Source organism: Streptomyces sp. NPDC029169 (assembly GCF_055563935.1).
Map to the genome: position 1 here is coordinate 1 of NZ_JBVHXA010000001.1, position 20,478 is coordinate 20,478.

The following is a 20,478-nucleotide window of genomic DNA, read 5'->3' on the forward strand; positions in this document are numbered from 1 at the left end:
GTGGTCGCCGCGTTTCTTCGGGGGCCACGCAGCCGTCGCCGAGGCAGGCGCTGGGGACGGGTGCGCCGCCGAAGAACTGCTCGACGAGGAGGCCGCCGGCGGCGACGCGGCCGCCGCGGACGGCGACCTTAAGGTCGGCGTGCACGCGCAGGTGGATGTGTCGCGCATCCCCAGCCGTGAGCCCCTATGGGGTTACTTCCACTCGTACAGCTTCGCCGTCAACTTGCCGCTCTCGTCCACGTGGAACTCGAAGACGCCGGCGATTCCGTTGAGTGGGGCGAACTTCGCGGCGGCGGACTCGAAGAAGACGGCGCCGCGCCAGTCCACCGCGCCGGAATCGTCGAAGTGGCCGACGCCGGAGCCGTGCCAGGTGGCTGTCTCGCCTTCCCTGGTCATCGACACGCCCTGGCCTTCTCCGAAGAGCGTGCCGTCGGGGCGTACGACCGATTCGTACGTGCCCATGTCCTTGACGGCGACGCCCAGGAGCGTGCCGGTCGCCTGGAAGGATGACTCCATGACGGGGTGGCCGCCTTCGGTGGAGAGCACCCTGATTCCCGTGGTTTCTCCCAGTTCCTCGCCGATCAGGTCGCCGAGCATGATGAGACTCCTCTCCGCTTTCCCCCTCTTCCGGAGTACGCCGGACGAGGGGTGCCGTCAAACGGAGCGGGTCCGACGGTCAGCGCGGGTCCACCCAGCCGTGTCGGACGGCGTGCCCGCCGAGCTGCATCCGGGTCCGGACTCCGGCCAGGTCCATGAGGTGGCGCAGGCGTCGGTGCAGCGTGCGCGGGGAGAGGCCGAGCTGGGTTGCGGCCGTCAGGTCGGTCAGGCCTGCCAGGAGGAGCCCGAGGATTCTTCGGTCGAGGTCGGTGGGGCCTTCCGCGACGAGCCCGACGGTGGGTTCGGCCTCTCCCCCGGTGGCCGAGAGCGCGAGCGGGTGGGCGGTGCGCCATACCGTCTCGAACAGGGCGTCCAGCGCGTCCAGCAGGCCGCTGCGGTGCAGCAGTACGGCGCCGGGCTCTCCGTCCGGGGTGACCGCGAGCGGGACGAGGCCGAGGTCGGCGTCGGCCAGGACGAGTTTCATCGGGAGCTGGTCGGCGACACGGAGTTGTACGCCCTTGTGAAGGGAATCGATCGCGTCGTCGATGATGCCCGGTTCTGCCAGCACGGCCCGGTCCAGTACGGCCCGGAACTGCACGCCGCGGCCGATGGCCACGGGTTCGGCCGTGTTCTCGTCGGGTGGCAGGGCGACGAACGGTGCGGTGATGAAGCTCCGGACCTGTGTGCGGGCCGCCTGCTGGACCTGGAGGAAGCGATGGCGGATGGCGTCGACGCCCGTGACGACCTCGATCAGGTCGCTGATGCTGTTCCCGGTCATCGCCGCCCGGTGTTCCTCGGCGAAGGTCACCAGTGCCTGCTCGGCCAGACGCAGCCCGTCCCGGCGCTGGCTGATGAGAGCGCCGAGTGCCATGGCAGGCGGTGCGGCGGTGAACCGCTCGTCCGCCGACCTGGTCACCAGGCCCCATCCGAGCAGGCGGGACAAGGCCTTGTCCACGTCGGCCTGCGATACGGCCAGCACATCCGAGAGCAGCGTCGCGGTGGAGTTCGGCCGTCCGAGCAGCGCCCGGTAGACGCGCTCGTCATCAGGGTCGAGGCCCAGAACATCCAGCATCGGCGACCGTCTCTCTTCCGCTTGGCGCAGCGGGGAGAGTATGTGCCATGGCGGGAACGGGTGTGACGGGGAGGGCCCCGGGGAGTCGCCGCCCCGGGGCCCGCTCGTGCGGTTCATCGCAGGCCGTACGCCCGGATGATCTCGTTCTTGACGCTGTAGCCGCTGTCCGTCCCGGCGCTCGCGCGGAGTGAGACGAAGCCGCCGGGCTTCTTGGCGGTCCGGAACGAGCCCGTCCAGGAGCCGTCAGCGCGCTTGGTGAGGGTCACCTTCTGCCAGGTGGCGCCGTCGTCGTACGAGACGTCCAGCGTCACCGTGGTGACAGTGCCCGGCACGGTGCCGAGGTCCATGGACACCGGCTTGAGCGCGATCTGCTGGGTGGCGTTGGCCTTGAGGTCGCCGTGGAGGTCCGTCTCCAGCTTGTAGTCCAGGTTCAGGACGGAGAACCGCTCGAAGAAGTCCGAGTCGACGGTGTCGGACATGAACGTCCAATCGGTGTGGGTGCGCGTCGACAGGCGGAAGGCCTCAGCGGGCCGCTCCACGTCGAGGACGGCGCGGTAGGGGAGGTTGCCCGCAGGTACCTCATGCCATTGCATGTCTCCGCTGACCGGGTTGTCGTGGATCAGTGTGTCGCCCTGGAAGACCTGGAGGTGGGACGGCGTCTCTCCCCACGGCAGGTAGCCGCCGAGCCGCATGGTGTCGCTGGCGGAGGCCCACGCCTGCACGTTCCAGGTCATGTAGTTCTGCCAGCGGGAGTTGTACACACCGAAGGACTCGCTCTGGCCGGGGCGGGTCGCCGGAGCGAACCAGTCCAGGCGGGTGGTGCTGCCCTTGGCGTACGTGTTGTCGCCCGACACCATCACCCACGGCAGGTTTCCGTCGATGCCCTGCGCGTGGAACTCCCGCCAGACCTGGCCCGGGGTCACCCATTCGGTGCGGGTGCCCGGGTGCCACTCGATCTCGGGGAAGTTGAAGGACGGGCTGAGGGTGAAGTCGGAGCGGTAGCCTTCCGCCAGCCGGCCGCCCGCAGCCGCGTAGTAGCGGGCGTCGATGCGGGCGAGGTCATTCTTGGTCGGCTTGTAGACCAGGGCCCGGTCCGGCACCTGGCCAGGGTAGTCCCGGGTCAGGTCGTAGACGAACGGCGTGAACTCGGTCTGCTTCACGGTCAGTTTGAGCGTGCCGGCCTTGGCCATCGAGACGAGGGCCTTGCCCTCGTCGCGGTGCACGGTGGCGACCGGGATGGCCGACTGGCCGACGTACTCCATCAGGGCACCGACACCGTCGTTGACCACGATCAGCGCCTTGGCGCCGGCCGCGACGGCGGCCTCGGTGCGCTCCTGCGGCGAGACCTCGTCGCTGCGCTCGATGACGACGATCTTGCCCTCGGCCGTGACGTTCTCGTACGCGGCCGCCGCGCCGTTGCCCGCGTGGACGGCGTCCAGCCTGTCCGTGGCGGTGCCCAGGGCGCTGCCCGCCTGCACCAGCGTCTCGAATTCGAGCCGGCCGCCCGGAGTGCTCAGGGTGAGCTGCGGTTCGCCCTTGCGCCAGCGGGTGATCAGCATGAACTCGCCCTGCTTCATGGGCTCTGTCGGTGTGACGTAGACGTCGTCGTACGTCGGCGGCAGCACGTACGCGCTGCGGTAGTCGAAGTACGGGTCGTGGTCCTTGTAGTGGACGTTGAAGTCGACCTTGCGCTGCTGGTCCTCGGTGCGCTCGGGCGCCTCGGTCTGCAGGAGGCGGGCCTTGCTCGCGTCCAGTACGACGTCGGCGGAGCCGTCCCTGAGCACGGTCTCCGGGTCGACCAGCACGGCGAGGCCCGAGCGGTCCGCCTTCTCGCCGGCCACGTCGAGGTACCCCGCGACGGTGTACAGGCCGGGTGGCATGCGCATGGTGGTCGAGCCGTCGACGTAGACATTCCACGGCCAGGAATCGCCTGCCAGGTTGATGCCGACCCAGCCGGCGGCGGGCTTGCCGTCCCGGCCGACCAGCTTGATGTTCAGGTCGTAGCGCTCCTCCTCCTCGAGCAGCGCCACGGACGTACGGGTCACCGGCTGTCCGGTGGCCGCGTCGGTGGCCGTCACGTAGCCGACGTGCCGGCCGGCCGGGGCGGTCTGCGGGTCACCGGTCACCGGGACGGTCGCCTTTCCGCCCGCCGGGACGGTGACCGTGGTGGCGCCGAGCGTGAACGGGCCGTCGCCGTCGCTCAGCGCCAGGTTCAGCGTGACGTCGGCGGAACCGGTGTTGGTGAAGGTCAGGTCCTTCGTGACGGCGACGTCGCTCGGCTCGTGCGGCCAGGTGTAGTTGCCGAAGAAGAGCGATCCGGTGGCGCGGACCGTGGTGCGCACGGCGGCGGCCACGTCGAGACGGCCGGTGCCGACCTCGTACGGCGAGTACCCGCCGTCCAGGCCCTTCGCGGTGCTCATCAGGTGTTCCTTGAGCTGCGCGCCGGTCCAGTCCGGGTGCTGCTGGGCCAGGACCGCCGCCGCGCCGGCGACGTGCGGGGTGGCCATCGAGGTGCCGCTGATGGTGCGGTAGAGGCCCTCTCCGCCGTCGGTCATCTCCTGGGAGCGGGCCGCGGTGATGTCCACGCCGGGCGCCGCGAGGTCCGGCTTCATGCCGCCGGAGTACGCCAGCGGGCCGGTGCTGGAGAAGGACGCGAGCCGGTCTTCCTTGTCCGTGGCGGCCACGGTCAGCGCCGAGGCGGCGGCGCCCGGGGCGGAGATGCTCTCCGGGCCCGAGTTGCCGGCGGCTATGACGAACAGCGTGCCGTACTGCGCGGACAGCGCGTCGACCGTCTGCGACATCGGGTCGCTGCCGTCGGTCGGATAGGAGTCGCCGAGGCTCATGTTGACGACGTCGGCGCCGGACTCGGCGGCCCACTGCATGCCGGCCATGACCCAGGAGTCCTGGCCGTAGCCCTCCTCGCCGCCGAGCACCTTGCCGACGAACAGGTCGGCGCCGGGTGCGACGCCCTTGTTGTCGCCTGCGGACGCGGCGCCCGAACCGACGATCGTGCCGGCCACGTGCGTGCCGTGCCCGTTGACGTCGGTGACGGCCTCGCCCGGTACGAAGCTGGCCGTGCCGTCGATCAGGCCTGCGAAGTCTGGGTGGTCGGCGTCGATGCCGGTGTCGAGCACCGCGACCTTGACGCCCTTCCCGGTGTGGCCGGCCGCCCAGGCCTCGGGCGCGCCGATCAGCGGCACGCTCTCCTTCAGGTTGGCCTTCACACGGCCGTCGAGCCACAGCTTGGCCACACCCGCGCCCAACGTCGCGCCGTCCTGCGGGGCGACGTCCTGCGGCGCGAGGTCGGTCCAGAAGGTGCGGGCCTGCCGCTTGTCGGTGCTGAGGGCGGCGCCGCGGATGCCCTTGAGCTTGCGGGTCAGCTTGCTGCCCCGGGGCGCCGTCGGCTCGACGGCCGCGCGGGACTTCGGCTGGGTGTACGTCGCGATCAGCGGGACGGCGGCCGACTTCGCGTCGTCGTAACCCATCTCGATCAGGTCGGTGACGTTGAACAGCCGCCGGTCCAGTTTGTCCGTGCCGAGGAGCGGCGCGGCCTCGTCCGGGATGACGAACAAGTCGCCCTTGATCTCCTGGACTTTCACGCCGCCGACGGCGCTGTCCGGCCGGTCGACGTCGGCCGTCTGCTTGCCGTCGGCCATCGTGGTGACCGTGACGACGTCGCCGGTGACCAGGGTGACCTTGTGGGTCGCCGAAGGCTTGGCGGGAACGGGGGGCTTGCTCGGAGCGGCTTGTGCGGGCGCTTGCAGAACCGCGAGACCCGATGCCAGCAGCGGCACCGCGGTGGCGGCCGAGATCAGCTGCCAGCGCCTGCGCCGGAAGGCGGATGAGTGCGAGGGGAAGAACATGCCATGGGTTTATCGGCCGGTTGCCGCCGAGGTGAAGGCCAGGTGGCGGCAAGTCCTCGCCATGGCAAGCACTTGCCAGTCCTGCACCACGCGAATCCGGGCAAGCTCCGTGGTCATGCGCGAAATATCCAGTGCAGCGAGGCGCTGAAAGAGCCTCCTTCTCGCTCGTCAGGGTGGTACCGGTTCAGTTGTTCTGGCCGAGGAGCTGGGGTAGTTCGGTGCGGGAGGTGATGTCGAGTTTGGGGAAGGCGCGGTAGCGGTGGTGGCTGACGGTGCGATCGAGCAGCACATGCGGCCGGCTGTCCTGGCCGACGGCCTCGCCGGCGGCCTGTAGTTCGGTGCGTGCCCTGGACGCCCATGGCCGGGCGCCGAGTTCCCCGAACGTCTCCAGTGCGGCGCGAAGATGGCGGCGGGCTTCGGTTCGGCGGCGCTCGCGGCGGAGCCACTCTCCGTACAGCACATGGGTGCGGGCCTGTTCGAACGGCTGACTGGACCTCTCGCCGTGGTGGTGCAGGGCCGCGGCGAAGTGCTGCTCGGTCTCGTCCTTGGGGCGGTCAGTGCCTGGCACCGACGGGAGAGCACGGTGGCCGCGGGCCGGTGGGCGGCCTCGGCCCATCGCACCAGGTGCGCGACCGGCTCCGCCGCGCGGTCCGGCTGTCCGGCGCGTGTCGCGGCCTCGACGAGATCGGGCAGGAGGAAGGCCGACAGGACGGGTGGCCCACGCGGGCCCTGGCCGCCTCCAGGTGTGCGAGCGCACGCTCGGCGTGGCCGAGGCCGAGGTCGAGCAGGCCGAGGGCTCGTTGCGCGTGGGGACAGGTGGGTCTCGGCGAGCAGGTGGAGCGCGGTGGGGAGCCAGCCGACCACGTCCTGCGCCCGGCAGTCGTCCACGCAGGCGGTGGCGTCGGCGAGAGCGGTGCGGTGATCGGCGACGAGTTGGCGGAACGTCCCTGCGAGGATCCTCTCGGCGAAGCGAGTAGAACCGCCGTCCTCGGCGGGCGCGCGCCGGATCGTTTCCCTGTTCCAGGCCAGGCCGGCCATCGCTCTCGTCGTCGCCGCCATTAGCTCCGCGTCGCCGGCGGACTGTGCCGTCTGGACGGCCTCGGCCAGTACCGGGGCGAGATCGGTGGAAGCGCCGATCCGGTCGGCGCATTCGAGGAGGATGCGGCTCGCGCGTTTCGGCGCCCCTCGGTCCGGCTCGACGATGGCGCGGACCCGGGCGAAGTCGGCGAGCATCGCCGGGTCGAGGGCGAGTTCGTTGATCCGGTCGGTGAGGGCTCCATATGCCGGCGGTCAACCGGGAGCTGGGCTTCCGCTCCTATCGGCGCACCCGGGCGTTCCAGCTCGATCTGCCCGCCACGTGATCCGTACGGCCTGTTCCGTGCCGAAGAGCGGCTTTGCATGATCATGCGGGATGATGCATAATCTTCCTATGTCTAAGGTCCTCACCTCCCTTCCTTCCGGCGAGCGGGTCGGAATCGCCTTCTCCGGCGGGCTCGACACGTCGGTCGCCGTCGCCTGGATGCGTGACAAGGGCGCCGTCCCCTGCACGTACACCGCCGACATCGGCCAGTACGACGAGCCCGACATCGCCTCCGTGCCCGGTCGCGCCAAGACCTACGGCGCCGAGATCGCCCGGCTGGTCGACTGTCGTGCGGCGCTGGTCGAGGAAGGTCTGGCCGCGCTCACCTGTGGGGCGTTCCACATCCGCTCGGGCGGGCGCGCCTATTTCAACACCACGCCGCTCGGCCGCGCGGTCACCGGCACCCTTCTGGTGCGGGCGATGCTCGAGGACGACGTGCAGATCTGGGGCGACGGCTCGACCTTCAAGGGCAACGACATCGAGCGGTTCTACCGGTACGGCCTGCTCGCCAACCCGCACCTGCGGATCTACAAGCCCTGGCTCGACGCGGACTTCGTGACCGAGCTCGGCGGCCGCACGGAGATGTCCGAGTGGCTGGTCGCGCACGGCCTGCCTTACCGGGACAGCACCGAGAAGGCCTACTCCACCGACGCCAACATCTGGGGTGCCACCCACGAGGCCAAGATCCTCGAGCACCTCGACACCGGTGTGGAGACCGTGGAGCCGATCATGGGCGTGCGGTTCTGGGACCCGTCGGTCGAGATCGCCGCCGAGGACGTGACGATCGGCTTCGACCAGGGCCGGCCGGTGACGATCAACGGCAAGGAGTTCGCCTCCCCGGTCGCCCTCGTCATGGAGGCGAACGCGATCGGCGGCCGCCACGGCATGGGCATGTCGGACCAGATCGAGAACCGGATCATCGAGGCCAAGAGCCGCGGCATCTACGAGGCGCCCGGCATGGCCCTCCTGCACGCGGCGTACGAGCGCCTCGTCAACGCCATCCACAACGAGGACACCCTCGCTCAGTACCACAACGAGGGACGGCGCCTTGGCCGGCTGATGTACGAGGGCCGCTGGCTCGACCCGCAGGCGCTGATGATCCGTGAGTCGCTGCAGCGCTGGGTCGGCGCGGCCGTCACCGGCGAGGTCACACTGCGGCTGCGGCGCGGCGAGGACTACTCGATCCTCGACACCAGGGGCCCGGCGTTCAGCTACCACCCGGACAAGCTGTCCATGGAGCGTACCGAGGACTCCGCGTTCGGCCCGGTGGACCGGATCGGCCAGCTCACGATGCGTAACCTCGACATCGCGGACTCGCGCGCCAAGCTGGAACAGTACGCCGAACTCGGCCTCATCGGCACGGCCGGTCCGGCCATCGGTGCCGCCCAGGCGGCCGCGACCGGGCTGATCGGCAGCATGCCCCAGGGCGGCGCCGAGGCGATCGCCTCGCGCGGCGAGGTCTCCGCAGACGACGCGCTGCTCGACCGGGCGGCCATGGAGTCCGGTACCGACTGATCGCCCGGCGGCCGTCCTCAAGGCCGTTCCGGCACACGGCACCCCGCGCCCTCGGTGCCGTGTGCCGGAACGGCCTTCGCCGGATCGGCCGGTCCTCGTCCGGATGTGGCGCGGTTGCCCCTCGACATCGGCGGCCCCCTGGTGAGAATGGGAGACCACGTCACGCGATGGGGGCAGCGTGTCACTGTTTCTGCGCCAGGCAGGCAGCGGGGCTCGGGGCTGGCTGAGGTACGTGACGGCCGTGGGCATCGGCGCGTCCGCGCTGGCGCTTGCCGCCACGTGGACTTCCGGCCCGCTCGCCACCGGTATCGGTGCGGCCGTCACGACCCTCTACACGCTCGTCGCCGACCGGATGCAGCCGCAGCACGACGACGCTCCTGCCGACACGCTCGTCCGCACGGCGTCGGGACGCGTCCCCCGGGTCGAAGAGGTGGACCGTCCTGAAATCGCCGGCGTCCACCCCGCGGAGGGACACCACCCCCTCCACCCGCGCCTTCCACCGCCCTATGTGGAACGCGACGCCGAGCCCCTGCTGCGACAGGCGCTGCAGGACGGGAGTTTCGTCCTCATCGTCGGTGAATCGACCGCCGGCAAGACGCGTCTGGCGTACGAGGTCGTACGGTCCCGATTCCCGCGTCACGCGTTCGTCCGCCCCATGGACCGGACGGATCTCGGCCCCGCGGTGGAGGCGGCCGGGCGCGGCCGCCGTGCCGTCCTGTGGCTGGACGATCTGGAGAAGTATCTGGGCGCCGGGGGCGTCACCGCGTCGACGCTGGCCCGGCTGTCACGCGCGCGGGGCGGGCGCGTCGTGGTGGTGGCCACGATGCGGTCGGAGGAGTTCCGCCAGTACGACGCCCGCGAGGAGAGCAGGCTGACGGGGTCCGACCGGGACGCCTGGCGAGTCGAGCGCGATGTGCTGAACGCCGCGGTGAAGATCCGTCTGGAGCGACACTGGTCCGCGGCGGAGCAGTTGCGGGCCGCGGCGCACCGGGAGGATCCGCGGATCAGGCTGGCGCTGGAGAGCTGCGACCGGTTCGGGATCGCGGAAGTGGTGGCGGCCGGGCCGGAGTTGTTGACGGCGTGGCAGAACGCCTGGGCGCCGGGGGCCAACCCGCGGGGCGCGGCCGTGGTCGCGGCGGCCGTCGACTGCCGCCGGGTGGGACTGCGGCGGCCGGCCAGCAGGGAGTGGCTGCGGGATCTCCATCTTCCCTATCTCGCCGAGCGCGGCGGTCCCGATCTGCAGCCCGAGCCGTTCGCCGAGGCGATGTCGTGGGCGTGCCGGCCCGCCTACGCCACCAGCGGACTCCTGGTCGGGAACTACAGCCAGGGCTATGTCGCCTTCGACTATCTGCTGGCCGCGCCGAATCTGCCTGCCGTTCCGGACCATCTGTGGGAGGCGCTGCTCTCCCGGGTCGAACCCGCCGACGCCTACGACTTGGGGCTCGTCGCCCATCAGGCAGGCCAGCTGGCACGGGCGGCCGCGGCGCTCGAACGCGCCCGCGCGGGGAGTGTGGTGGGAGCGGACTTCCTGCTGGCGATCGTGGTCGGGGACCGGGGCCGTCCCCGGCAGGCCGCCGGGGAGCTCGAGAGCATCGTGGCGCGGCGGCGGGCCGAGCTCGGGCCGCGTCATCCCGAGACGCTGGCCGCGTTCCATCAGTGGGCGTTCTTCCTGGGCGAGGCCGGTGACGCCCACGAGGCCGCCGAGGCGTTCGGCCGGCTGGTGGATGAGGCCACCGCGGCCCTGGGGCCCGAGCACACGGACACGCTGGCTGCACGCCACCAGGAGGCCTACTTCCTGGGGGAAGCGGGTGAGACGGCTCTGGCCGAGGCGCGTCTGCGCGCCCTTCTGGCGGATCGGGTACGGCTGACAGGGCACGATCATCCTCAGGCCCTGGCGGTACGGCGCAGCCTCATCTGGTTCTCCGCTCAGCACGGCGATCTCGGGGAAGCCGAGGGGCGGCTCCGAGAGCTCCTGGCCGACGCCGAGCGGGCGCTGGGGCCGGAGGACCCGCACACACTCGCGATACGCAGCACCCGGGCGGCCTTCGCCGCGCAGGCCGGCCGCGCCGACGAGGCGCTCGCGGAGTTCACGCGGCTGGTGGCGGAACGCGGCCGGGTTCTGGGTCGCGAGCACCCTCATGTCGTACACACCCGGCTTCAACGGGCCGAGGGCCTGGTCACGGTGGGCCGGAGTGAGGAGGCGCGGGAGGAACTCGCTCGGATCCTCGACGAGGCGGGTCGAGTCCTGGAGCCCGGACATCGCCATCTCGCTCTGGCACGCGACATGCTCCATCGGCTGCGGCCTTGAGCCCGACGGTCTCGACGCAGGCCACCGGCCCCGGCGCCTGCCCGGCCAACGGCTTCTTCACCGCCGCGTACGGCCCCGTCCAGGACAGCACTCAGGACGGCGTGGCTGACCACGCTCCGGGCGGCCTGATGTTCTACTGCGGCTGGGTCGCGATCTGGATCAGGTTGCCGCAGGTGTCGTCGAAGACGGCGGTGGTGACGGGGCCCATCTCCAGGGGCTCCTGGGTGAAGCGGACGCCGAGCCCGCGCAGGCGGTCGTACTCCGCCTTCACGTCGTCGACGGCGAACTGGGCGAGCGGGATGCCGTCCTGGACGAGCGCGTCGCGGTAGGGCTTGACGGCCGGGTGGCCGGCGGGCTCCAGGAGGAGCTCGGTGCCGCCGGGCTCGTCGGGCGAGACGACGGTCAGCCATCGGTCCTTCTCACCCAGCGGAACGTCGTGCTTCTTCACGAAACCGAGGATTTCGGTGTAGAAGCGCTCGGCTTTGGCCTGGTCGTCGACGAAGACGCTGGTCAGATGGATCTTCATGGGGTGCTCTCCTCCGGTCCGGATGGGTCGGGTACGAGCCATCGCTCGGCTATCTGCCGCAGCGGGGCCGTGTTCAGGTCGTGGAACTTGTAGCGGCCCTCCCGCCTGGTCTCGACGAGCCCGGCCGCCTCCAGCACGGCGAGGTGCTGGGAGACCGCCTGACGTGTGATGCCGAGCTGATGCTTCATGCTCAGCCGCGAGCAGATCTCGAACAGTGTCTGTCCGGACTTCTCCGTGAGCTCGTCGAGGATGGTGCGGCGGGTGGGGTCGGCCAGGGCTTTGAAGAGGTCGTCGGCCACGACCACAGGATAGGCAAGCTATCACTTGCCTATCAAGTCGAGGTGCTTGCGGCTCGGCGGCACCGGTCACGCCACACCCGTCAGCAGGTCGAGCGGACGTACCCCGTTTCACCGGCGGGGCGGACGTCGGTGTCGCGCAGGACGATGGAGAGGATCCGGCCCCACCGGGCGCATACCCGTGCGAGTCCGGCGGGCTCGTACTCGATGACCAGGACCCGGTTGTCGAAGGCGGTCGCGTACGGGCCGCATTCGTCGTACTGGCCGCACTCCTCGGCGACCGCGAAGTCGAAGCCGAGGTTCCGGCCCCGCTGGGCGAGTTCGGCGGCGTTCTTCTGCCCGATCGCGAGTCCGGCCGCGTGGGCGCGGTCGACGAGCAACCGGGCGAAGGCGAGGTCGTGTTCGCGCGTGAGGCGGCCCTCGGAGCGCTCGTACGAGTCGAGGTTGTCCGCCTCCACCGCCTGGTAGCCGGCGGCGGCGCAGCCGTCGATCCACTCGCCGACGATCGCGGCGAGCCGCTCGCGCTTGGCCGGTGTGGAGACGTCGAAGAGGACCTCGTCCCAGTCCTGGTCGACGACCGGTTCCCCTTCGGCGTCCCGGAGGAGGAGGTCGGGGTGGTTCTCCTGCCACCAGTCGGTGGCGTCCGGCTGGGCCTGAAAGGCGTTGACGTAGCAGATGTTGTACAGCCCGAGGGCCGGCTTCGCCGTGCGGTCCCGGGAGACCGCGCCCACTTCGGGGGGTGGCGGGTACGGGCCCCCGATCTGGTAGTCGAAGCCGACGTGGGGCTCGGGCGGGACCACCTCGCGGCCGGCGGGCGGCGGTGAGGTCGGGGCGGAGTCGCCTCCGCTCCCTCCGTCACCGGACGACGCGCATCCGGCCGCGGCGGCGGCGAGGAGGCCGACCAGGGCCAGGGCCGACAGGGCGCTCAGGAGGGGGCGGGGCATGCGGACGATCACAGGGCCCACCGTACGGCCGCGCTCGTGATGAGGCACGCCGCCCGGCGCTCGGCACGTCAGGAGGCCCGGCGGCCCGCTCGCCTCGGCCTTCATCGGCACCCTGGCCGCGCACGCGCGCGCCGGAGCGGGGTTCCAAACCCCTTCGACACACGCGTATCTGAACTGAGGTCACATCTGCGGTTCGTGTCGAAGGGCTTGCGCCACCCCTCGACCGTCTCTACCCTCCCGCGCAATGGTTAGGAATATTTCCTAACCATTGGCTGAACCCCTTCGTGCAGCACTCACCCCGAGGACGTCGGATGTCATATACACACTGGCCAGGCCGGTTTCGCCCCCTCGCGCTCACCGCAGCCCTCGCCACCGCGCTGACCGGGATCACCGGCCTGGCCGGTGCCACCGCCGCCGGCTCGGTCGACGACCAGGCCGTCACCACGACGGCCGCCGCGATACCCGACCTGACCAGTGCCAACCGGCGGGCGCCCATCCCCGGACTGCCCGACTGGAGCAAGGCCGGATACCGGGGCGGCGCCGCGCTCCCGGGCCCCGCCGAGGCCAACCCCGACGCGGCCTGTCACATCACGGCCGCCGAGCTCGCCTCCCAGTACGGCGTACGCGCCGATGGCAGCGACGCCACGACGGGCCTCCAGCGGGCCGTCGACGCGATCAGGACCACCTGCACCCCCTCGGCCGGCTACACCAGGCTGTCCTCGATCACCCTGCCGGTCGGCCGGATCCTGGTGACGCGTCAACTGGCCCTGGACGCCGACTACATGGTGCTCCGGGGCGCGGGAATGGGGCAGACGACGCTCGCCTTCCGTCCCGACGTCGACACCCGTTACGACACCCTCACCGCCGACGGCAGTGACTGGGACGAGGACGCGATGACCCACGGGGCCGGCAAGGGCGGCTGGACCTGGCCGGGTCGCGGCCTGCTCCGCGTGCAGATCCGCGAGGTCTCGTCGAAGTACGCGACCGACCATGCCTCCGCGCCGGCCAACCGCAGGGACCTCTTCGAGGGCAGTGTGAACCAGCACTGGGCGAGCGGAGTCCCCCTGCGGGAGGGCTCGGCGATCGGCTCCACACGGATCAAGCTCGCTACCGCCGCGGACATGTCGCGCTTCAAGGTCGGCGGCCATCTCTGGGTCGGCGCGGCGAACACGGCAAAGTTCTACCAGCGGCAGACGGTTACGGACTCGTCCACGTACGTGAACCTGCACATGCGGCAGCAGATCTTCCAGATCGCCGCCGTGGACGCCAGGGGCAAGAACCTCACCCTGGACAAGCCCCTCGAGTACGACCTCCCGCTCAACTCGACCTCCGACGGCTCGGCCGCGATCGGCGGAACCGTCTATCCGAGCCGCGTCACCCCGCTCAAGGTCGTCCAGGGCGTCGGCATCGAGGACCTCAGCATCACCCAGGAGCTCGACGGCATGCCCAAGCTCGGCGGCGGCACGTACGACGTCACCCCCGCCGACGCCACGACCAACTTCGGCAATATCGCCCCGGAGTACGCGCAGCACGGCATCGTCCTGAAGTGGGCCGCCAACAGCTGGATCCGCCGGGTCGGCACGGAGATGACGGGCTCGCACGCCGTCGTCACCGAGAGCGCCAAGAACATCCAGGTCCAGGAGTCGTCCTTCGACGGCTCCTGGAACAAGGGCAAGGGCGGCAACGGCTACTTCCGCGGCTCCCGCGTCTGGGACTCGCTGTACGCGTACAACACCAGCCGTAACCTGCGCCACTTCACCTTCCAGTGGTCCGCGTCGAACAACGTCGCGATCGGCAACGACTTCGACAGCGACCTGAACCTGCACGGTGGCTGGGAGCGTCGCAACCTGTTCGAGAACAACAGGGCCGCGGTCCCCTTCGAGAACTCCTCGCAGAACTGTCGCGTCAACTGCGGCGGCGAGGGCGGCACCGACCCCGACCCCTCGACCTGGTGGCCGATCTGGTGGGGCGCGGGCCCCAAGGCCGTCAAGTGGTCCGGTGCCACCGGCCCGCAGAACGTCTTCTACGGCAACGACCTCAGCAAGCAGACCGCGGCCGGCGGCGCGTACCAGCCGTACTACCCCGACCGCCGGCGCCTGTACCAGATCGGCAGCTCGGCCGCCGACCCGTCGGCGTACCAGCACCTGGCCGAGAACGGCGCGACGATCCTGGACTGGGCGGGCAAGGAGAACGTCGACTACAGCAAGGCCCCGAACGCCGGTGTGAACGCGTCGAAGACGGACACGTCGGGCTCGCTCTTCCTGAAGTCGACCGGTGCCCCCACCTCTCTCGGCCTCCCTCGCTCATCGTAGGACCGCGGCCATGGGGTCAGGACGGGCGCGTGGGTGGTGAGGTGAAGGTGACGGACGATGTCGGGGTGGTGGTGTCGGCCTCGCGGCTGAGGGCCCAGGCCGCCACCCGGGACACCGTGGCGGCCGGGACCGCGTCGCTGATTCCGGCGGCCGCGGGGATGTCGTGTGTGGCGTGGGCGTCGTACGGGAGGACCACGCGGTAGCCGAGCGCCAGGGCCGTGCGGGCCGTCGCCTGGACGCACATCTCGGACATCATGCCGCTGACGGCGAGCGAGCGGACGCCCGCGCGCGTCAACAGCTCTCCCAGTGACGTCCCTTCGAAGCTGTCGTCCCTGACCTTGCGGATCACCACCTCGGCGGGGCCGGGCTCGACGCGATGGTGGAGTTCCCAGCCGGGGGTGTGGGGTTCGCAGTCCGCTCCCGGAGGGCCGTCGTTCTGTACGTGGACGACCAGCGATCCGTTCTCGCGTGCCCGCGCGATCAACCGGGCCGTGCGGTCCAGGAGACGGTCCGCCTCCGGTACGGCCCCGGGGCCGGTGACGAAGGCCGACTGGACGTCCACCACCAGCAGCGCCTCTACGGGATTCTCGCGAAGGGTCATGGGGGTCATTCTGGCCTGTGTGACGGGCAGGAGCGGGAGCTTGTGGACAAAGCCGTCGCACCGCCTCTGGCCTGCGCGGATCCCGACGTGATCCGCCGCACAGACCGGCCGGTAGGCGTGCGGCCGCGTGCTAGCGTCCGCGAGCGTGACATCCGCCCCCGGCGGGCCCGTGCCCGCTTCCCCGACGGGCCCGGCCGGCCCCTGCCCGTACGGTGGGGCGACCGGCGCCGGCGGCTCGCCGCCCCGGCCGCTCGACCTGCTCGGCCCGCTCGGCCCGCTCGACCTGTTCGGTGCGGACTTCGTCGGCGACCCGTACCCGTGGCTGGACACGCTGCGGGCCGACGCCCCGGTCCATCGCGACGCGGCCACCGGGCTGTGGCTGGTCAGCCGGTACGAGGACATCCGCCGGGTGCTGCTCGATCCGGAGGCGTTCCGGCCGGACAACGCCCAGCACGCGGTCACCCCGCTGGGCGTTCCGGCTCTCCGGATGCTCGCCCGCGCGGGCTTCCGGCTGCGGCCCGCACTGGCGAACAACGCGACCGCGAGCCACGCCGGGCTGCGCCGCGTGGTCACCCGGTTCTTCAACGCCCAGCGGGTCGCGGCGGCGGTTCCCGTAATCGAGCGGGTCGCCGGCGAACTGCTGAACACCGTACGGGCGGAGATCGACGAGCAGGGCGACAGCGACCTGTTCGGCGCGTTCGCGCACACGCTGCCCTGCCGGGTCATGATGGAGCTCCTGGGAATCGACGGTCTCGATCCCGAGACGCTGGTGCGCTGGAGCGACGCGTCGCTGGAACTCTTCTACGGACGGCCGGCGCCGGAGCGGCAGCTCGAACTCGCCGTGCTCGTCGGCGAGTTCCATCAGTGGCTGACGGCGCTCGTGGCCGACCGGACGGCCCCGCCGGACAGTTTCGTCGGAGCGCTGGCCCGCCACCGCCTTCCGGACGGCGAGCCGGTGGACGTCCAGACGGCCGTCGGCGCGTGCTTCTTCGTCTTCATCGCCGGCCAGTCCACGACCGGCCAGCTCATCGCCACGGTCCTGTGCAGCGCGCTCGCCGAACCCGGTCTGTGGCGGCGGGCGGCGCACGAGGAGGGCCTGGCCGAGGCGTGGGTCGAGGAGGTGCTGCGCCGCGAGCCGCCCGTGACGACCTGGCGCCGGGTGACGGCGGGGCCGGTGGAACTGGGCGGCGTACGGCTCCCCGCCGGTGCCGAGTTGCTGCTGATGCTCATGGGCAGCGGCTCCGACCCGGCGGTCTTCGACGCCCCGGAGGAGCTGCGCCCCTTCCGCGCCAACGTCCGCCACCACCTGTCCTTCGGCGCGGGCCGCCACCGCTGCCCGGGCGCGTCCCTGGCCCGTACGGAAGCCGCGGTCGCCCTTCGCGCGGCGGCCCGGCGCCTCCCTGCACTTCTCCTCGCCCCGGGCGCGCCGCCCCCGCCCGTTCTGGACCTGCTGTCGTTCCGGGCACCGCTCGAAGTGCGGGTGAGCGAGGCCTCCTTGCCCGTGTCGTGACACGTCGCTCCGGCTCCGGGCTTGTCGGGCGGGCAGGCGGACGCTTCGCGGCGTCGCCGCGTCGGGGCGCCCGCCACGGCGCGTAGGCGGGCGTGGTGTTGGCTGGTGGACGACACGTGTCCCCGTCCGTACGAGGAGTCGTCTTGCGCCCTGCCGACCAGCCGCCGCCCATGCCCCACCGCAACGCCCAGCCGCCGACCGCTCAGGCCTCGCTCGGGGCCGGTGTCGTGGTGACCGACGAGGCCGGGCGGGTCCTGCTCGGGCTGCACCCGACGGGCGCGTGGGAGCTGCCCGGCGGGAAGGTCGATCCGGGCGAGTCCATCGAACAGGCGGCCGTCCGTGAACTCGCCGAGGAGACCACGCTCGTGGCCGAGGTCGCCGATGTGGAGGTCGTCGGGATCCTGCTGGACTCGCTGACCTCCACGGAGCTCACCCGGCTGACGGCGGTGGCGGTGGTACGGGCCTTCACGGGCACCCCGGCCGTCGCGGAGCCGGACAAGATCCTGCGCTGGGAGTGGACCCCGCTCGATCGCCTCCCCAGGCCGCTGTTCACGCCGTCCGCGCAGGCGCTCAGGACCTGGCTTCCCGAACTGCCCATCGAGGAGGGCCCGTTCCACCGCTACCACGTGGTGCGTCAGTGGTGACGGATCAGACCTCGGCGATCAGCGCGTACCGTTCGTCGTCCACCCGCCTCCCCCACAGGTCGCTGTCCCGATCCCCGTCGAGCGGTTCGACGCGCAGGCGGGAGACGAGGGGCCGCACGGCCGCGGCGAGGTCCTCGGCCCCGATTCCGCCGTTCCACGGCAGCGACTCGGCTCCGGCGACGTACGGCACACCGCTCTGGCCCGACTCGCGCCAGCGCCCCTCGACGAGGACCAGCCGGCCGCCGGGTCGCAGACGGCTGATCCACGCGCGCAGGGCGGCCTCGGGGTCGGGCAGGGTCCACAGCAGATGCCGTGACAGGACGACGTCGAACCGCGCCGCTCCGGTCGGCGGCGCCATCGCGTCGCCCGACAGGAAACGGCCCGCGAAGCCCGCGGCCGTGAGCTTCGCGCGCGCCTGTTCCACCATGTTGGGCGCCAGGTCGACGCCCGTCACCCGGTGCCCCGCCGCGGCGAGGAGCAAGGACAGCGAACCCGTCCCGCATCCGATGTCCAGGACGTCGGCCGGTCCGGGTGGCAACCAGGTGTCCAGGAGCCGGGCCCACGCATCGCGGGTGCGGTCCGCCCGCAGCCCGTGGTCCGGTTCGTCGTCGAAGGCCGCTGCGGCGGCGTCCCAGTAGGCGGCGATGGCCGCTGTGCGATCGGTCATCCGTCGATCTTCGCAGCGGCCACTGACAGTGGGCTCTCCACCCTAGTCGCGGAATTGAATAGGTACGGTGTTGAATACCGTCGAGGCGTGCCGTCCGGGGCACCCCGCCGCACGGAGGAGCAGCAGGCTCATGCACACCGGCCCGTACACGCGTTACGTCGCCCTGGGCGACAGTCAGACCGAAGGCCTCGGGGACGGCGACGACATCACCGGCCTGCGCGGCTGTGCCGACCGGCTCGCGGAGTCGCTGGCGGCCTGCAGCCCCGGACTCGTCTACGCCAACCTGGCCGTGCGGGGCCGGCTGGCCGGGCAGGTGCGGGCCGAGCAGCTCGGGCCGGCGCTCGCGCTGCGCCCGGACGTGGCCACCGTGGTCGCGGGGATGAACGACCTGCTCCGGCCGCGGTTCGACGCCGACGAGGTGGCCGGTCATCTGGAGGCGATGTTCGCCGCGCTCACCGCCCAGGGCGCGCGCGTGGCGACGGTGACGTTTCCGGACGCCGGGCGGATCATCCCGCTTGCGCGCCCGCTCGGCTCGCGGGTCACCGCGCTCAACGCGCGCATCCGTGAGGCGGCGGCGCGGCACGGCGTCGCGGTCGCCGAGACGTTCCACCATCCGGTGGTGACCGACGCCCGGCTGTGGAGCCCGGACCGGCTCCACGCCAGTCCGCTCGGTCACAAGCGCATCGCCGCCGCGGTGGCCGAGGCCCTCGGCCTTCCCGGCAGCGACGACGCCTGGACCCGTCCGCTGCCGGCGCTGCCGGGCACCCCGCCGTCCGGCCCGCGGAGGGCGCTCGACGAGGCGCGGTGGGTCGTGGGCTTCCTCGGCCCGTGGATCGGCAGGCGCCTGCGCGGCCGCTCTTCCGGGGAGGGCCGCACGGCCAAGCGTCCCGCGCTGGAGCCGGTACGGCCGGGAGGGAGGCAGTAGCGGCCAGATGGTGTCAGGAGTCCGCGCGGCCGGCCCTCCGGGGAGGGCCGCACGGCCAAGCGTCCCGCGCTGGAGCCGGTCCGGCCGGGAGGGAGGCAGTAGCGTCAGGAGTCCGCGCGGTCGGTCCTCGCGGCCTTCTCGGCCTGCTTCTCCTTGATGCGGGCGGCTTCCTTGCGGACCTCGGCCTGGGTGGCGCGCTCCTTCTGGAGCCACTCGGGGGCTTCCTGCTTCAGCGCCTCGATCTGCTCGGTGGTGAGGGCCTCGGTGATGCCGCCCCGGGCGAGACCGGAGATGGAGATGCCGAGCTTGGCCGCGATCACCGGCCGGGGGTGGGGGCCGTTGCGGCGGAGCTCGCGGAGCCACTCGGGCGGATCGGTCTGCAGGGCGTTCAGCTCGGTGCGCGAGACGACACCCTCCTGGAACTCGGCGGGGGTGGCCTCGAGGTACACACCCAGCTTCTTCGCCGCGGTCGCGGGCTTCATCGTCTGGGCGGTCTGGTGCGACGTCATGGTGTCAAGGGTATCGAGCGTGTGAGCTACCTCTGACCACGACCGGTAACCTGGCGGGGTGACTGGCCAGGAAGAACCCTCCTCGTTCCGGCTCGCGTACGTACCGGGAGTGACGCCCACGAAGTGGGTGCGGATCTGGAACGAGCGGCTGCCGGACGTCCCGCTGACCCTTGTCCAGGTGCCGGCCGGCGAAGCCTTCGAGCTGCTGCGGGGCGGCGGCGCGGACGCGGGTTTCGTGCGCCTGCCGGTCGACCGTACGGATCTCAGCGCGATCCCCCTGTACACCGAGACGACCGTGGTCGTGGTCCCGAAGGACCACGTGGTGGCGACGGTCGAGGAGGTGTCGCCCGAGGATCTGGCGGACGAGATCGTGCTGCATCCGCTCGACGACACCCTCGACTGGGAGCGCCCGCCGGGGCTGCCGGCGCTGGAGCGCCCGGCGACGACGGCGGACGCGATCGAGCTCGTCGCGGCCGGGGTGGGGCTGCTCGTGGTCCCGCAGTCGCTCGCGCGGCTGCACCACCGCAAGGACCTCACCTACCGTCCCCTGTCGGACACCCCGGAGTCGCGGGTCGGACTGTCCTGGCCGCAGGCCGAGACGACCCCTGACCTGGTGGAGCACTTCATCGGGATCGTGCGCGGCCGGACCGTGAACAGCACCCGGGGCCGTCCCCCGACTCCCCCGCAGCCCAAGGCCAAGGCAAAGGCCAAGCGTCCGGAGAAGAGCACCGGGGGCAGACCGGCAGCCAAGGGTTCGAAGAACGTCAAGCGCGGCAGCAAGCCCGGCAAGCCCCGCCGCAGGGCGTAGCCGCCGAGGGGCACGCCGTCG

17 protein-coding genes are annotated in these 20,478 nt (G+C 71.5%); 7 read left to right on the forward strand and 10 right to left on the reverse strand.

What is annotated here, in order from left to right; genetic code table 11:
- Window positions 1-192 precede the first annotated feature (192 nt).
- The 4 genes from ACZ4VI_RS00005 to ACZ4VI_RS00020 form a co-directional block, all read right to left on the reverse strand.
- Entirely contained in the window at window positions 193-597 is a 405-nt protein-coding gene (locus ACZ4VI_RS00005) for a hypothetical protein (protein ID WP_467995122.1), read from the reverse strand.
- Window positions 598-676: 79 nt separating this feature from the next.
- Window positions 677-1,669: a helix-turn-helix domain-containing protein gene (locus ACZ4VI_RS00010; protein ID WP_467995124.1), complete on the reverse strand. Its 993-nt coding sequence runs from the start codon at window positions 1,667-1,669 to the stop codon at window positions 677-679.
- Between the two features lie 113 nt (window positions 1,670-1,782).
- Window positions 1,783-5,532 carry a S8 family peptidase gene (locus ACZ4VI_RS00015; protein ID WP_467995126.1) on the reverse strand — a complete coding sequence of 1,250 codons (3,750 nt, stop codon included), beginning with the start codon at window positions 5,530-5,532 and terminating at the stop codon, window positions 1,783-1,785.
- A gap of 184 nt (window positions 5,533-5,716) precedes the next feature.
- Complete coding sequence (locus tag ACZ4VI_RS00020) at window positions 5,717-6,100, reverse strand: hypothetical protein (RefSeq protein ID WP_467995128.1); 384 nt, start codon at window positions 6,098-6,100, stop codon at window positions 5,717-5,719.
- A gap of 861 nt (window positions 6,101-6,961) precedes the next feature.
- Here ACZ4VI_RS00020 and argG point away from each other — a divergent pair.
- Both argG and ACZ4VI_RS00030 read left to right on the forward strand, forming a co-directional pair.
- The gene (gene argG, locus ACZ4VI_RS00025; protein ID WP_467995130.1) at window positions 6,962-8,407 is read left to right on the forward strand and encodes an argininosuccinate synthase; all 1,446 of its coding nucleotides are present in this window, start codon (window positions 6,962-6,964) and stop codon (window positions 8,405-8,407) included.
- Between the two features lie 178 nt (window positions 8,408-8,585).
- Entirely contained in the window at window positions 8,586-10,715 is a 2,130-nt protein-coding gene (locus ACZ4VI_RS00030; RefSeq protein WP_467995132.1) for a hypothetical protein, read from the forward strand.
- A gap of 133 nt (window positions 10,716-10,848) precedes the next feature.
- On the opposite strand, the gene ACZ4VI_RS00035 is transcribed toward ACZ4VI_RS00030, so the two are convergent.
- The 3 genes from ACZ4VI_RS00035 to ACZ4VI_RS00045 all read right to left on the reverse strand — a co-directional run bounded on the left by ACZ4VI_RS00035 (window position 10,849) and on the right by ACZ4VI_RS00045 (window position 12,481).
- Window positions 10,849-11,241 (reverse strand): VOC family protein, encoded by a 393-nt coding sequence (locus ACZ4VI_RS00035; protein ID WP_467995134.1) that lies wholly within the window; start codon window positions 11,239-11,241, stop codon window positions 10,849-10,851.
- Window positions 11,238-11,540 (reverse strand): ArsR/SmtB family transcription factor, encoded by a 303-nt coding sequence (locus tag ACZ4VI_RS00040; protein ID WP_467995135.1) that lies wholly within the window; start codon window positions 11,538-11,540, stop codon window positions 11,238-11,240. Before ACZ4VI_RS00040 ends, ACZ4VI_RS00035 begins: the two co-directional genes overlap by 4 nt.
- Before the next feature lie 80 nt (window positions 11,541-11,620).
- Window positions 11,621-12,481, reverse strand: coding sequence for an endo alpha-1,4 polygalactosaminidase (locus tag ACZ4VI_RS00045; RefSeq protein WP_467995137.1), 861 nt, complete (start codon window positions 12,479-12,481; stop codon window positions 11,621-11,623).
- A gap of 311 nt (window positions 12,482-12,792) precedes the next feature.
- Between ACZ4VI_RS00045 and ACZ4VI_RS00050 the strand changes: the two genes are divergently transcribed.
- Window positions 12,793-14,793 carry a hypothetical protein gene (locus ACZ4VI_RS00050; protein WP_467995139.1) on the forward strand — a complete coding sequence of 667 codons (2,001 nt, stop codon included), beginning with the start codon at window positions 12,793-12,795 and terminating at the stop codon, window positions 14,791-14,793.
- Window positions 14,794-14,809: 16 nt separating this feature from the next.
- Here ACZ4VI_RS00050 and ACZ4VI_RS00055 read toward each other — a convergent pair whose 3' ends face one another.
- Window positions 14,810-15,394, reverse strand: coding sequence for a cysteine hydrolase family protein (locus ACZ4VI_RS00055; protein ID WP_467995141.1), 585 nt, complete (start codon window positions 15,392-15,394; stop codon window positions 14,810-14,812).
- Window positions 15,395-15,539: 145 nt separating this feature from the next.
- Between ACZ4VI_RS00055 and ACZ4VI_RS00060 the strand changes: the two genes are divergently transcribed.
- Both ACZ4VI_RS00060 and ACZ4VI_RS00065 read left to right on the forward strand, forming a co-directional pair.
- The gene (locus ACZ4VI_RS00060) at window positions 15,540-16,904 is read left to right on the forward strand and encodes a cytochrome P450 (protein WP_467995143.1); all 1,365 of its coding nucleotides are present in this window, start codon (window positions 15,540-15,542) and stop codon (window positions 16,902-16,904) included.
- 143 nt (window positions 16,905-17,047) lie between these two features.
- On the forward strand, window positions 17,048-17,548 hold the full coding sequence (locus ACZ4VI_RS00065; protein ID WP_467995145.1) for a nucleotide triphosphate diphosphatase NUDT15: 501 nt from the start codon (window positions 17,048-17,050) through the stop codon (window positions 17,546-17,548).
- Between the two features lie 4 nt (window positions 17,549-17,552).
- Here the strand turns inward: ACZ4VI_RS00065 and ACZ4VI_RS00070 are convergent, their stop codons facing one another.
- Window positions 17,553-18,215, reverse strand: a complete 663-nt coding sequence (locus ACZ4VI_RS00070; RefSeq protein ID WP_467995146.1) for a class I SAM-dependent methyltransferase — start codon at window positions 18,213-18,215, stop codon at window positions 17,553-17,555.
- A 130-nt stretch (window positions 18,216-18,345) separates the two neighbouring features.
- Here ACZ4VI_RS00070 and ACZ4VI_RS00075 point away from each other — a divergent pair, with 130 nt between their 5' ends.
- Window positions 18,346-19,140 (forward strand): SGNH/GDSL hydrolase family protein, encoded by a 795-nt coding sequence (locus ACZ4VI_RS00075; RefSeq protein ID WP_467995148.1) that lies wholly within the window; start codon window positions 18,346-18,348, stop codon window positions 19,138-19,140.
- 104 nt (window positions 19,141-19,244) lie between these two features.
- On the opposite strand, the gene ACZ4VI_RS00080 is transcribed toward ACZ4VI_RS00075, so the two are convergent.
- On the reverse strand, window positions 19,245-19,649 hold the full coding sequence (locus ACZ4VI_RS00080; RefSeq protein ID WP_467995150.1) for a DUF5997 family protein: 405 nt from the start codon (window positions 19,647-19,649) through the stop codon (window positions 19,245-19,247).
- Between the two features lie 58 nt (window positions 19,650-19,707).
- Here ACZ4VI_RS00080 and ACZ4VI_RS00085 point away from each other — a divergent pair, with 58 nt between their 5' ends.
- Window positions 19,708-20,457 (forward strand): LysR substrate-binding domain-containing protein, encoded by a 750-nt coding sequence (locus tag ACZ4VI_RS00085; protein WP_467995152.1) that lies wholly within the window; start codon window positions 19,708-19,710, stop codon window positions 20,455-20,457.
- The last annotated feature ends 21 nt before the right edge of the window (window positions 20,458-20,478 follow it).